Annotated in this window: 12 protein-coding genes and 1 pseudogene; 1 reads left to right on the top strand and 12 read right to left on the bottom strand. The window is 71.9% G+C overall.

Annotation, left to right across the window (positions count from 1 at the left end; all coding sequences use genetic code 11):
* Positions 1 to 5: 5 nt before the first annotated feature.
* From dmpG to ABT369_RS08820, 7 genes are read right to left on the bottom strand one after another with little or no spacing between them, the layout of a single operon-like run.
* Complete coding sequence (gene dmpG, locus ABT369_RS08850) at positions 6 to 1,019, bottom strand: 4-hydroxy-2-oxovalerate aldolase (protein WP_350611136.1); 1,014 nt, start codon at positions 1,017 to 1,019, stop codon at positions 6 to 8.
* Positions 1,016 to 1,897: an acetaldehyde dehydrogenase (acetylating) gene (locus tag ABT369_RS08845; RefSeq protein WP_350611135.1), complete on the bottom strand. Its 882-nt coding sequence runs from the start codon at positions 1,895 to 1,897 to the stop codon at positions 1,016 to 1,018. The genes dmpG and ABT369_RS08845 overlap by 4 nt, the downstream gene beginning before the upstream one ends.
* The gene (locus tag ABT369_RS08840) at positions 1,894 to 2,694 is read right to left on the bottom strand and encodes a 2-keto-4-pentenoate hydratase (protein WP_350611134.1); all 801 of its coding nucleotides are present in this window, start codon (positions 2,692 to 2,694) and stop codon (positions 1,894 to 1,896) included. The genes ABT369_RS08845 and ABT369_RS08840 overlap by 4 nt, the downstream gene beginning before the upstream one ends.
* Positions 2,691 to 4,145, bottom strand: coding sequence for a 2-hydroxymuconic semialdehyde dehydrogenase (locus tag ABT369_RS08835; protein ID WP_350611133.1), 1,455 nt, complete (start codon positions 4,143 to 4,145; stop codon positions 2,691 to 2,693). Before ABT369_RS08835 ends, ABT369_RS08840 begins: the two co-directional genes overlap by 4 nt.
* Complete coding sequence (locus ABT369_RS08830; RefSeq protein WP_350611132.1) at positions 4,142 to 5,455, bottom strand: FAD-dependent oxidoreductase; 1,314 nt, start codon at positions 5,453 to 5,455, stop codon at positions 4,142 to 4,144. Before ABT369_RS08830 ends, ABT369_RS08835 begins: the two co-directional genes overlap by 4 nt.
* Positions 5,452 to 6,678, bottom strand: coding sequence for a kynureninase (kynU, locus tag ABT369_RS08825; protein WP_350611344.1), 1,227 nt, complete (start codon positions 6,676 to 6,678; stop codon positions 5,452 to 5,454). Before kynU ends, ABT369_RS08830 begins: the two co-directional genes overlap by 4 nt.
* Before the next feature lie 20 nt (positions 6,679 to 6,698).
* Positions 6,699 to 7,511, bottom strand: coding sequence for a tryptophan 2,3-dioxygenase (locus ABT369_RS08820; RefSeq protein WP_350611131.1), 813 nt, complete (start codon positions 7,509 to 7,511; stop codon positions 6,699 to 6,701).
* A 119-nt stretch (positions 7,512 to 7,630) separates the two neighbouring features.
* Here ABT369_RS08820 and ABT369_RS08815 point away from each other — a divergent pair.
* A pseudogene (locus tag ABT369_RS08815) lies at positions 7,631 to 8,102 on the top strand (Lrp/AsnC family transcriptional regulator); the annotation flags it as partial.
* Between the two features lie 10 nt (positions 8,103 to 8,112).
* Here the strand turns inward: ABT369_RS08815 and ABT369_RS08810 are convergent.
* The 5 genes from ABT369_RS08810 to ABT369_RS08795 are packed head-to-tail and all read right to left on the bottom strand — an operon-like array spanning position 8,113 to position 13,172.
* On the bottom strand, positions 8,113 to 9,249 hold the full coding sequence (locus ABT369_RS08810) for a CaiB/BaiF CoA transferase family protein (RefSeq protein ID WP_350611130.1): 1,137 nt from the start codon (positions 9,247 to 9,249) through the stop codon (positions 8,113 to 8,115).
* Positions 9,246 to 9,599 (bottom strand): aldehyde dehydrogenase family protein, encoded by a 354-nt coding sequence (locus ABT369_RS57940; protein WP_502891718.1) that lies wholly within the window; start codon positions 9,597 to 9,599, stop codon positions 9,246 to 9,248. Before ABT369_RS57940 ends, ABT369_RS08810 begins: the two co-directional genes overlap by 4 nt.
* Positions 9,556 to 10,728: an aldehyde dehydrogenase family protein gene (locus ABT369_RS08805; protein ID WP_502891717.1), complete on the bottom strand. Its 1,173-nt coding sequence runs from the start codon at positions 10,726 to 10,728 to the stop codon at positions 9,556 to 9,558. The genes ABT369_RS57940 and ABT369_RS08805 overlap by 44 nt, the downstream gene beginning before the upstream one ends.
* 39 nt (positions 10,729 to 10,767) lie before the next feature.
* The gene (locus ABT369_RS08800; RefSeq protein ID WP_350611129.1) at positions 10,768 to 11,946 is read right to left on the bottom strand and encodes an acyl-CoA dehydrogenase family protein; all 1,179 of its coding nucleotides are present in this window, start codon (positions 11,944 to 11,946) and stop codon (positions 10,768 to 10,770) included.
* Positions 11,947 to 11,993: 47 nt separating this feature from the next.
* Positions 11,994 to 13,172 (bottom strand): CaiB/BaiF CoA transferase family protein, encoded by a 1,179-nt coding sequence (locus ABT369_RS08795; protein WP_350611128.1) that lies wholly within the window; start codon positions 13,170 to 13,172, stop codon positions 11,994 to 11,996.
* Position 13,173 lies beyond the last annotated feature (1 nt).

The raw sequence follows: 13,173 nt of genomic DNA, 5'->3' as shown, positions 1-13,173 counted from the left end.
ACCGCTCATGCCCGCTCCTTCACCAGATCGAGGGCGACGTCGACGATCATGTCCTCCTGGCCGCCGACCATCCGCCGGCGGCCCAGCTCCACCAGGATGTCCCGCACGTCCACGCCGAAGCGTTCCGAGGCCCGCTCGGCGTGGCGCAGGAAGCTCGAGTAGACCCCGGCGTAGCCCAGCGAGAGCGTCTCCCGGTCGACCCGCACGGGACGGTCCTGCAGCGGCCGCACCAGGTCCTCGGCCGCGTCCATGAGCGCGAACGTGTCGCAGCCGTGCGCCCAGCCCATCAGGTCGGCGACGGCCACGAACACCTCCAGCGGCGCGTTGCCGGCGCCGGCGCCCTGCCCGGCGAGGGAGGCGTCGACCCGGACGGTGCCGTGCTCGACGGCGACGACGCTGTTGGCGACGCCGAACGACAGGTTGTGGTGGGCGTGGATGCCGATCTGGGTGGCCGGGTCGAGCACCTGACGGTAGGCGTCGACCCGCTCCGCGACGTCGTGCATGAGCAGCCGGCCACCGGAGTCGGTGACGTACACGCAGTGCGCGCCGTACGACTCCATCAGCTTGGCCTGCTCGGCGAGCGCGGCCGGCGGGTTCATGTGCGACATCATCAGGAAGCCGGAGACGTCCATGCCGTTCTCCCGCGCCCAGCCGATGTGCTGGGCGGCGATGTCGGCCTCCGTGCAGTGGGTGGCGATCCGCACGCTGGTGACCCCGAGGTCCCGGGCCTGCTTGAGGTCGGCGATGGTGCCGATCCCGGGCAGCAGCAGCGTGGTCAGCCGCGCGTTGGTCATCGCCTCGGCGGCCGCCGCGATCCAGTCGGCGTCGGTGGCGGCGCCGCGGCCGTAGTTGACGCTCGACCCGGCCAGGCCGTCGCCGTGCGCGACCTCGATCGCGTCGACCCCGGCCGCGTCGAGCGCGGCGGCGATCGTGCGCACCTGCTCGACGGTGTACCGGTGCGCGATGGCGTGCATGCCGTCGCGCAGCGTGACGTCCTGGATGTACAGACGCTCGCTCATGCGGCGGCCATCCTCTCGGCGACCTGGAGCGCCGCGGAGGTCATGATGTCGAGGTTGCCGGCGTAGGCGGGCAGGTAGTGCCCGGCGCCGGAGACCTCCAGGAACACGGTCACGAGCAGCCCCTCGGGGTCGGCGGAGAACTGGACCTCCTGCTTGAGGCGGTAGCCGGGCACGTACCCGCCGACCGTCTTGACCATCGCCTCGACCGATGCGGCGATCGCGGTGCGGTCGGCGTCGCGGTCGGGGCAGACGCAGTACACGGTGTCGCGCATCAGCAGCGGCGGGTCGGCCGGGTTGAGCACGATGATGGCCTTGCCCCGGGCGGCGCCACCGACGACCTCCAGCGCGCGGGCGGTGGTGACGGTGAACTCGTCGATGTTGGCCCGGGTGCCGGGGCCGGCCGACTTCGAGGCGATCGAGGCGACGATCTCGGCGTAGGCGACCGGGGTCACCGCCCCGACCGCGGCGACGATCGGCACGGTCGCCTGCCCGCCGCACGTCACGAGGTTGACGTTGGGCGCGGCAAGGTGCTCGTCGAGGTTGACCGGCGGCACGACGTACGGCCCGATCGCGGCCGGCGTGAGGTCGACGACCCGGCGGCCGTGCGCCTGCAGCACCTCGTTGTTGTGCCGGTGGGCCCCGGCGCTCGTCGCGTCGAAGACGATCCGCACGTCGGCGAACTCGGGCATGGCGACCAGGCCGTCGACGCCGGCCGCGGTCGTGGCGACGCCGAGGCGCCGCGCCCGGGCGAGCCCGTCGGAGTCCGGGTCGATGCCGGCCATCGCGACCATCTCCAGCGACTCGGAGAGCCGCAGTACCTTGATCATCAGGTCGGTGCCGATGTTGCCCGAGCCGATGATGGCCACGCCCACGGTCATTGCGCGCTCCCTTCGAATACGGCCCGGACCGACCCGAGCCCGGAGACCCGCGCCTCGTACACGGGCCCCGCGGCCGTCACGGGCACCGGCACCATCGGGCCGAGCGCGCCGGACAGCACGAGATCGCCGGCCCGCAGCGGGCGGCCGGCGGCGGCCAGCGTGGTGGCCAGCCAGGCAACGGCGTGCACCGGGTTGCCCAGGCAGGCCGCACCCGCACCGACCGACACCGGCTCGCCGAGGTGCTCCACGACGGCTCCGCACAGCCGCAGGTCGACGTCGGCCAGGCGGCGCGGCGCGGTGCCGAGCACGAACATGCCGCTGGACGCGTTGTCGGCCACCGTGTCCACGATGGAGATGTCCCAGCCGGCGATCCGGGAGTCGACCACCTCGATCGCCGGCAGCAGGTGGTCGGTGGCGCGGATGACGTCGACGACGGTGACCTGCTCGTGCGGCAGGTCACGGCCGAGCACGAACGCGACCTCGACCTCGACGCACGGCTGGAGCAGCTTGCCGGCCGGGATCGGGGCGCCGTCGGGCACGGCCATGTCGGCGTACAGGACGCCGAAGTCCGGCTGGAAGACCCCGAACGCGTTCTGCACGGCCGGCGAGGTCAGGCCGATCTTCGCGCCGACCGGCCGCCGGCCGGCCGCCTCCCAGCGCTCGGCCTGGGCCTGCTGCACGGCGTACGCCGTCGCGACGTCGCCCTCCGGCAGCACCGTCCCGCGCAGCGGCGGGATCGGGGTGCCCGTCTCGTAGGCGGCCAGCAGCGCCTCCGCCGCCTTTTGCACATCGGTCATGAGAGATCCACGCAGACGTTGGTGAGCTCGGAATAGAAGTTGAGCGAGTGGATGCCGCCCTCGCGGCCGATGCCGGAGGCCTTGACCCCGCCGAACGGGGAGCGCAGGTCGCGCAGGAACCAGGTGTTGACCCAGACCAGCCCGGCGTCCAGCGCCTGGCCGGCCCGGTGCGCCCGGCCGACGTCACGGGTCCACACCGTCGCGGCGAGGCCGTAGTCGCTGTCGTTGGCCAGGGCGAAAGCCTCCTCCTCGGTGTCGAACGGCGCGACGTGGCAGACCGGCCCGAAGATCTCCTCGCGGTTGGTGCGGGCGTCGGGCGGGAGGCCGACGAGCACGGTCGGCTGGACGTACGCGCCGCTGTCGCGGGCGTCGTCGAACGTCGGCACCCCGCCGCCGGTCACCACCGTGGCGCCTTCCGCGCGGGCGAGGTCGTAGTAGCCGAGCACCTTCTCGCGGTGCTGCTTGGAGATCAGCGGCATCGTGGCGGTGCCCTCGTCCTGCGGCCAGCCCCAGGCCAGGGCCGAGGCCGCCTTGCCCAGCCGGGTGACGAACTCGTCGAAGACCGGCCGCTGCACGTACAGCCGCTCGGTGCACAGGCACACCTGGCCGCCGTTGGTGAAGCTGGAGCGCACCGAGCCGGCGACGGCCGCGTCAAGGTCGGTGTCGGCGAACACCAGGCCGGCGTTCTTCCCGCCGAGCTCGAACGAGATGGCCTTCACTCCGTCGGCGGCGGCCCGCATGATCGCCGAGCCGGTCGCGGACTCGCCGGTGAACGTGATCGCGTCGACGTCCGGGTGGCGGGTGAGGAACTCCCCCGCCGAGTCCGGACCGAACCCGTGCACGAGGTTGAACACGCCGTCGGGCACGCCGGCGGCGCTCATCACCTCGGCCAGTACCGTCGCCGAGGAGGGAGTCTCCTCGGAGGGTTTGACCACGACCGCGTTGCCGCAGGCGAGCGCCGGGGCCACCTTCCAGGTCAACAGCAGCAACGGCAGGTTCCACGGTACGACGATCGCGACCACGCCGACCGGCTTGCGCACCGCGTAGTTGAGGGCGCGCCCGCCGGCCGGGGTGACGGTGGTGAACGACTCGTTCGGCGCCGCGGCGACGATGTCGGCGAAGGCCCGGAAGTTGGCCGCCCCGCGCGGGATGTCGAGCGTGCGGGCCTGGCTGATCGGCTTGCCGGTGTCGGCAACCTCGGCGGCCACCAGGTCGTCGAAGCGCCGCTCCAGCTCGTCGGCGATCCGGCGCAGCACGGCGGCGCGCTCCAGCTCGCTGGTGCGCCCCCACGGGCCGCGCACGGCCGCCCGCGCCGCGGCCACCGCGGCGTCCACAGTGGACCGGTCCGCCTCGCACACCTCGGTGACGCGGTTGCCGGTGACCGGGCTCAGCTTCGCGAACGTCGAACCGGTGGCGACGAACCGCCCGCCGATGAAGTGCCGCAGCGTCATCGCCGCCACCCCCTGACCACGGCGGCGCCGAGCGCGCCGAGCGCGAGGGCGCCGGCCGCCCCGAGCACCTGGTGCTGGCGGCGCACCCGGTCCCGCACCTGCGCGTAGGGCGTGGTGCTGAACGAGACCAGCTCGTAGCGGGAGACGTACCGGCCGGGCAGCGCGCGCTCCAGCGCGTGCTCGACCTTCTTCCCGAGCTGGAACACCGGCGAGGCCACCTTGTCCCTCATCTCCACGAAGTTGTTGAGCGCCATCGTCGCGATCGCCTCGACGTCGTCGCGGCGTCGCGCATCGAACAGCGGCAGCGCGGCGGCGAAGTCGTCGCCGGACTCGTCGAGCACCCGGTCGAGCACGACGCAGTCCTCGAACCCGCAGTTGGCGCCCTGCCCGTAGAACGGCACGATCGCGTGCGCCGCATCGCCGATCAGGCCGACCGGGCCGCCGGGCGTCGCCGCCTGCCACGGCCCGCAGCGGACCGTGCCGAGCAGACCGACCGGGTTGAGCCGGTAGTCCTCGACCAGGTTCGGCATCAGCGGTACCACGTCCGGATAGACCGCCCGGAAGTGCCGCTCGATCGCGGCCGGGCTGCCCAGCGACGCGAAGCTCGCCGTGCCGCCGTTGGGCCAGAAGAGCGTGCAGGTGAACGTCCGGTCGGGGTTGGGCAGCGCGATCATCATCGACGTGCCGCGCGGCCAGATGTGCAGCGCGCCGGGGTCCATGGCGAAGTCGCCGTCCGGGCCCGCCGCGATCGTCAGCTCCTTGTAGCCGTAGTCGAGAAAGTCGACGGACTCGTCGAGCAGCCCCATGCCGAGCAGCTCCCCGCGCACCGCGCTGCCCGCGCCGTCGGCGCCGATGACGACATCGGCGCTCGCCGTCACCTCACCGGCCGGCGTGGCGAACACCAGCGGGTCGAGCCCGGTCAGCCGGTGTTCGAAGACGATCTTCACCCCGCGGGTGGCGCCGGCCGCGTCGAGCAGCGCGTTGTTCAGCGCGCCCCGGCTGATCGAATTGATCGCCCGCCGGCCGTCGAGGCTGTACTGCTGGAAGTCCAGCTCTCCGGCGACCGGGTGGATCATCCGCCCGCGCATCGGCAGCGCGTCCACGAGCACCCGCTCGTGCAGGCCGACCCGGCGCAGGGCGTCGATGCCCCGCTCCGACAGCGCCAGGTTGATCGACCGGCCGCGCTCCGCGCCGGTGGTGCGCGGGTCGGGGCGGCGCTCGTAGACGGTCACGGTGTGCCCGCGCCGGGCCAGGAAGCAGGCGAGCAGGCTGCCGGTGAGACCGGCCCCGACCACGGCGACGTTCGTCATGCCCCCACCTCGTGCGCGATCGCGGCGGCGGCCCGCCAGCAATCGTGGTACGTCGAATACAGCGGCACCGGGGCGAGCCGCACGATGTCGGGCTCGCGGCTGTCGGCGATCACCCCGTGCCGGTGCCGCAGGGTCTTGCTCAGCCCGCCGGCATCGGCGACGCGCAGCGACAGCTGGCAGCCGCGCCGCGCCGGGTCGCGCGGCGTCACCAGCTCCACGCGATCCGAGCGGATCGGGTCGAGCAGCGTCTGCAGGTAGGCGGTGAGCCGCTCGCTGCGCGCCCGCAGCGCCGGCATGCCGACCCTGTCGAACAGCTCCAGGGACGTGCGCACCGGGCTCATCGCCAGGATCGGCGGGTTGGACACCTGCCACGCGTCGGCGGTCCTCGGCGGGCGGGACACCGGCGCCATCTCGAACCGCGTCGCCGGCTCGGTGCTCCACCAGCCCTCGAACCGGGGCAGGCCGCTGCCGGTGTGCCGCTCGTGCACGAACGCGCCCGCCACCGCCCCCGGCCCGCTGTTGAGGTACTTGTACGAGCACCATGCGGCGAAGTCGACGCCCCACTCGTGCAGCCGCAGCGGCACGTTGCCGGCCGCGTGCGCCAGGTCCCACCCGACGATCGCCCCGGTTGCGTGTCCGGCCGCCGTGATCCCCGGGATGTCCATCAGCTCGCCGGTGAGGTAGTTGACCCCGCCCAGCAGTACCAGCGCGATGCGGTTCCCGCGCTCGCGGATCGTCGCCAGCGGGTCGTCGGTGCGCACGACCGTGAGATCCGGATCGAGGCCGTGGAAGGCGGCCTGGCTGCGGACCGCGTAGCTGTCCGACGGGAACGCCGTGTCCTCGACGACGATCAGCGTGCGAGCGCCGGCCGGCCGGTAGAACGACACCATCAGCAGGTGCAGGTTGACGGTCAGTGAGTTCATCACCACCGTCTCGGCCGGGAGCGCGCCGACCAGCCGGGCGGCCGGCTCGCGCAGCAGCTCGTGGTAGGGCAGCCAGGGCCGCTCGGCCTCCAGGTGCCCCTCGACGCCGAGCCGGGCCCACGCGTCGAGGTCCTCGAGCAGCTCACCCCGCACGGCGCGGGGCTGCAGGCCGAGCGAGTTGCCGGCCAGGTACGCCGTTTCGGGGTAGTCGCCGCCCTCGGCCGGCGGCACGAGGAACAGCTCCCGGCGCCCGGGGTCGGCGGCGTCGAGCCGGCGCGCCTCGTCCTCTCCAGCTTCCATGCGGTCTTGCGCGTGCACCATCAGATCACCGTCCGTGCGGACCAGAGCTCGGGAAACACTACCCGGGCCATGCTGCGGGTCAGCCAGGCCGCGCCGGAGGAGCCGCCGCTGCCGGGCTTGTTGCCCATTGTCCGCTGTACGGCGGTCAGATGCTTGTACCGCCAGTCGCCGAACGCCTCCGCGACATCGGTCAGCGCCTCCCCGAGCACGTAGAGCGGGTTGTCGCCGCGGTCGTCGCGGTAGATCCCCACCCAGGCCCGCTCGACGGCCGGCGACGGCTCGTGCTCCTGCGCGTGGTCGCGGGTGAGCACGTCGGCCGGGATGTCGAAGCCGCGCCGGGCGAGCAGCGCGCTGACGTCGTCCCACACGCTCGGCGCCGCCAGCGCGACACTCAGGTCGTCGTACAGGTCGGCCTGCCGCTTGAACGGGCGGATCACGGACTCGCTCTTGAGCCCCAGCAGGAACTCCAGGTGGCGGTACATCGCCGACTGGAACCCGGACGCCTCGCCGAGCTGTCCGCGGAAACGGTTGAAGTCGGACGGCGTCATCCAGCGCAGCCCGTTCCAGGCCGCGATGAGCCCGTCGAGGTGGAGTTTGATGCGCCGCAGCGTGGCGACGGCACCCCACACGTCATCCTCGCGCAGGAGCCGCTGGGTGTCGCGCAGCTCGTGCCGCGCCAGCCCGAACCACAGCTCCATCACCTGGCTGACCATGAGGAAGGACATCTCGCCGGGGTCCTTGGTCAGCGGCTGCTGGAGCGAGTGCAGCGTGCCGGCGTGGACGTACGCGTCGTATGGGACCTGATCAGGGAACTCCAGGATGAGACCACTCACCGCCCTATCGTCGTCTCGTGACCCACCTACGCGACATAGTGGATCAACGGTCGTTTACGCTGCTCACGTACGGGACGCAAACCGTCCGGCATGATCGGCTTTTGGAACGGAAGGTGCCCGTGGACAACATGGACTGGGCGCTGCTGCGCGAGTTGCAGGACGACGCCCGGCTGTCCTACTCCGAGCTGTCCCGCCGGGTCCACCTGTCACCGCCGGCCGTAGCCGAGCGGGTGCGCCGGCTGGAGACCGCCGGGGTGATCACCGGCTACCACGCACACGTCGATCTGACCAAGGCCGGCCGGCACGTTGTCGCCCTGATCAGGATGTCGTGCTACGGCGCGCGCTGCGTGCTGCGCGATCCCAGCGTGCTCGACTGGCCGGAGGTACTGGAGATCCACCGCGTGACCGGCGACGCGTGCTCGATCCTGAAGGTCGTGACGGCCTCGATGCAGGACTTCGAGTCGACGATCGATCGTCTGGCCCCGTACGGCCAGCCGTCGAGCACGATGGTGCTCTCGACCCCGCTGAGCTGGCGCCCGCTGTCGCCCTAGGCCTGCCTGGCCCAGGCCTGCATCCACACGTCGGCGCCGGCGCAGGTTGATCAGCCCGATCGCCGTGCATCCTCGCCCGGCCGCGGGGGCGGCGGGGGTGGAGGCAGGCGGTACGTCGGTGGCGTCTCGGACATCCGGATCGGGTTGGCGACGGCCGGGGAGGCCGCCCCTGGGACGGGCACGGCGGGTTCGAGGCCGAGGCGAGTGGCCAGGGCGAAGGCGTCGGCGAGATCGTTGATCGGCCCGGCCGGTACTCCCGCCTCGGTCAGCCGGTCGAACCACTCGCCGGCGCGGCGACCGGCGAGCAGGGTGGTGAGCTCATCGAACAGCGCGGCGCGCTGAGCCACGCGGTCGGTGTTGGTCCGGAATCGGGGATCCACGGCCAGCTCGGCCTTGCCGAGCACCGTGACCAGCGATGCGAACTGCCGGTCGTTGCCGATCGCAAGCACCAGCGGCCGGTCCGCGGTGGCGAACACCTCGTATGGCGCGATGCTGGGGTGACTGTTGCCCATGATGCCCGGCACGACGCCGGCGCCGAGGTAGCCGCTGGCCTGGTTGGTGAGCGCCGACAACAGGCTGCTCAGCAGGTTGACCTCGACGACCTGACCCTGGCCGGTCCGGTCCCGGTGGCGCAGCGCGGCCAGAACACCGACCGCGGCGTGCAGGCCGGTGATGACATCGACGAGCGCGACGCCGACCTTGGTGGGCCGGCCGGGCTCGGGTCCGGTGATGCTCATCAGGCCGCCGACGGCCTGCACCAGAAGGTCGTACCCCGGCAGGGCCGCACCCTTGCCGATTCCGAAGCCGGTGATGGAGCAGTAGACGAGGTCCGGGCGGTCCCGGCGCACCTGGTCGGGGCCGAGGCCGAGGCGGGCCATCGCACCCGTCCGGAAGTTCTCCACCACCACGTCCGCGCGCCGTACCAGGTCCCGGGCCGCCGCCAGCCCTTCCGGGGTGTGCAGATCCAGGATGACCGAACGCTTGTTGCGGTTGACCCCAGCGAAGTAGGTGGCCGCGCCCGAGGCGTCAAAGGGCGGTCCCCAGGCCCGGGTGTCGTCTCCCGCGGGATGCTCGACCTTGACGACCTCCGCCCCGAGATCCCCCAGCAGCATGGTCGCGTACGGACCGGCGAGGACCCGGCTGAAGTCGGCGATCACCAGCCCGCCGAGCGCTGCGGCCGACGTCACGCCGGTTGCCCGCCACGCAGGTACACCGTCGTGGTGTGGGTGAAGAACTCGCGCGAGGCGCGGCCCTGCTCCTTGGGGCCGTACCCGCTGTGCTTGGCCCCGCCGAACGGGACGTGGGGATCGGCGCCCGCGGTCTCGGAGTTCACGTGCAGGATGCCGACGTCGAGTTCGTCGACCGCCTCCAGCGCCCGGGCGAGATCGTTGGTGAAGACCGCGGCGGAGAGGCCGTAGGGACTGTCGTTGGCCAGCGTGAAGGCGTCCTGGGCGTCGCGAGCGCGCACGACACTCACCACGGGGCCGAACAGCTCATCCCGCCAGACCTCCAGGTCGGTGGAGGGAATTTCGAGCACCGTGGGGGGCAGGAAGTACCCCTCGGCGAGCTCCCCGCCGGCGTAGGGACTTCCCCCCGGCCAGCGGGACCGCCCCCTGCTTCAGCGCGGTGTCGATCCCCTGCTGCACGGTTGCCCGGGCCGCGGCGCTGACCAGCGGCCCCATCTGTGTGGCCGGGGCGAGCGCATCACCGACGACCAGTGACTGCGCCCGCCGGGAGAATTCCTCGAGGAAGTCCCCGGCGATGCCCTGCTCGACGACCAGCCGGGACGTCGCGGTGCATTTCTGCCCGGTCGAGCGGAAGGCGCCGAGCAGGACCTGCTCCACCGCCAGGCCGAGATCGGCGTCGTCCAGGACGACCGCCGGGTTCTTGCCGCCCATCTCCGCCTGCACGGGGATCCCGCGTGCGGCACAGGCGGCCGCGATGGCCCTCCCGACCTCGGTCGACCCGGTGAACGTGACGCCCGAGATTGCGGGATGGTCGACCAGGTGGCCGCCGGTGGCGCCGTCGGCGACAAGGAGGTTGAGGACGCCGGCCGGCAGCCCGGCGTCGTGGAGCGCCTGGGCCAGCCGCATCGCCAGCACGGGTACGGCACTGGCCGGCTTCCACACCACCGTGTTGCCGTACGACAGGGCCGGGGCGATCTTCCAGGCCGGGATGGCGATCGGGAAGTTGAACGGCGTGATCACCGCGATGACGCCGAGCGGCCGGCGGGTGACCAGCACGCGCTCGCCCCGCCGTGGTGACGAGTAGATCTCCCCCGCCTCACGGTCGGCCTCTCCCGCGCAGTAGCGCAGGATCTGGGCCGCCCGGAGGACCTCCGCGACGCCCTCCACCGTGGTCTTGCCCTCCTCCGCGGCGAGCTCGCGCCCCCAGGTCTGCGCCGACCGCTCGACGGTGGCCGCCGCCCGCGTGAGGACGGCGGCCCGCTCGTGATGCGGCGTCCGCGACCAGGCAGGCAGGGCACGATTCGCTGCGGACACCGCCTCGTCGACATCGTTGGTCCCCGCCAGGGCCCCGGCCCCGATGACGGACGCCGGCCTGGACGGGTTGGTCGAGGCGTATTGCTCCCCGCGGCCGTCCCGCCAGCGGCCGTCCACGAGGTTCTTCAGCTCCATGCGGGTGTCGGTTCCCATGGTCGCGGTCATCACGCCTCTCCTTGGTGGGTCATGCGTTCGTCAAGCGGCTCAGCCGCGGAAGGCCGACAGGCCCGTGAGGGCCTGGCCGAGCACCAGCGTGTGCATCTCGCTGGTGTCCTCGTAGGTGAGCACCGACTCGAGGTTGTTGGCGTGCCGCAGCGCCGGGTACTCCAGCGTGATCCCGCTGCCGCCGAGGATCGTGCGGCATTCGCGGGCGATGGCGATCGCCTCGCGGACATTGTTGAGCTTGCCGAGGCTGACCTGCTCCGGCCTGAGCCGCCCGGCGTCCTTGAGCCGGCCGAGGTGCAGGGCCAACAGGTAGCCCTTGCCCAGCTCGAGGGTCATGTCCGCGAGCTTCTGCTGGGTGAGCTGGAAGCCGGCGATCGGCCGGTCGAACTGGACCCGGGTGCTCGCATAGTCCAATGTGGACTCCAGAGAGTCCCGGGCGGCACCGAGCGCGCCGAAGACGATCCCGAAGCGTGCCTCGTTGAGGCACGCTAACGGGGCGCCGAGCCCGCGGGCCTCAGGCAGCTCGGCCGATGCGGGCAGCCGAACGTCGCTGAGTGAGAGCTCCGAGGTGACGGAGGCGCGCAGCGAGAGCTTCCGGGTGATCTTCGTGGCGGTGAGTCCGGGGGTGTCGGTCGGTACCACGAAGCCTCGGATGCCCTCGTCGGTCTGCGCCCAGATGGTGGCGACGTCGGCGAGGCTGCCGTTGGTGATCCACATCTTGGAGCCGTTGAGCACCCAGTCGCCGCCGGACCGGCGGGCGTGCGTCCGCATGCCCGCCGGGTTGCTGCCGAAATCCGGCTCGGTCAGGCCGAAGCAGCCGATGGCCGTGCCGGAGGCCAGCCGGGGTAGCCACTGCTGCTTCTGCTCCTCGGAGCCGTACCGGTAGATGGAGAACATCGACAGCGAGCCCTGGACCGAGACGAGGGAGCGCAAACCGCTGTCAGCGGCCTCCAGTTCGAGGCATGCCAGGCCGTAGCTCACGGCGTTGGTGCCGGCGCAGCCGTAGCCCTGCAGGTGCATGCCGAGCACGCCGAGCGAGCCGAGTTCCTGAGTCAGTTCGCGGGGCGGGGTCCCGCTCTCGAACCATTCGGCCACGTTGGGCTTCAGCCGGTCCTCGACGAAGCGCCGCACGGTCGTGGCGATCTCCCGCTCCTCATCGGTGAGCAGGCCATCGACACCGAACAGCTCCAGGGGCCGGCGAGGGGTGGCGGTGGTCATCTCGTTCTCTTTCCGGGGTGTCGTAGGAGGAACCGGAGGAAGTTGTCCTAGGTCGCGGCCTGGTCAGGCAGATCCACTGCGAACTCCTGCCGAAGTCCCGGCCCGTCCGCATCCAGCGCTCGCACTCGCCTGGCCAGCCCGGCATCGGACCACCGCCGGAACCGCACAGGCGATCGCACCAGGCGGACCGGCGCGCCGTCGGCGTTGACGCCGGCGACGACCGACTGCCCGGCGGCGACCTCGGGACCACCGAGCACGTCCTCGTACGACCGGATCCGGCCGACGGTAAGGCCGGCCCGGCCGAGGATCTCGACCCATTCGGCCGCCGTCCGGCCGGCGAGCGCGGCCACGAGTTGCTCGCTGAGCGCCGCGCGGTTGTCGACTCGTTTCTGGACGTCGATGAACCGCGGGTCGGCTACGAGATCGGGCCGGCCCAGCAGCGAACACAGCCGGGGCCAGTGCTCACGGATGTGGGCCGACAGCACCAGCATGCCCTCAGCGGTCGGGTACACCTCGGCCGGTGCGGCGTAGGGCACTCGGTTGCCGGTGCGTGGCGGCTGGTTGCCCGACGTCAAGAACTCGGAGAAGGCTTGGGCCTGCGCGTGCAGCCCGACGTCGAACATCGAGACCACGACGTCGTCGCAGACACCGTGCCGGACGCGGTTGAGCAGGGCGGAGACCACTCCGAAGGCGACCACATAGGCCGCCGCGGAGTCGACGATCGGCACACCGACCTTGAGCGGGTCCCGCCCCGCTTCACCGGTGACCGACATCAGCCCGCACTCGGCCTGCAGCACGATGTCCACGCCGCCGCGAGAAGCCAGCGGCTCAACGTTGCCGAACGCCGACAGCGACGCGTAGATCACGTCGGGATTGCGTGTTCTGATCGCATCCGATCCCAGTCCCAGCCGGTCCATCACGCCGGGGCGGAACGACTCGATGACCACGTCGGCCCGGGTGCACATGTTCAGGGCGAGTTCGCGGTCCGGTCCATGCTTGAGGTCCAGGACGATCGACTCCTTGAGGGAGTTGTACGCCACGAACGTCGGCGACGCGCTGAGCGATCCGGTGCCGGCCGACCGGGTCAACCGCATCGGATCACCGCCAGCCGACTCGATCTTGATGACCCGGGCCCCGAGCGCGGCCAGCAGGTCCGTTGCGCAGGGTCCGGCGATGAGGCGGGTGAAGTCCACGACGAGGATCCCGGCGAGTGGCCCCTCAACCATG

The organism is Dactylosporangium sp. NPDC000244 (genome assembly GCF_040300725.1).
In the GTDB taxonomy this organism is placed as follows: Bacteria; Actinomycetota; Actinomycetes; order Mycobacteriales; family Micromonosporaceae; genus Dactylosporangium.
This window is presented reverse-complemented; position numbering and strand designations above follow the sequence as displayed.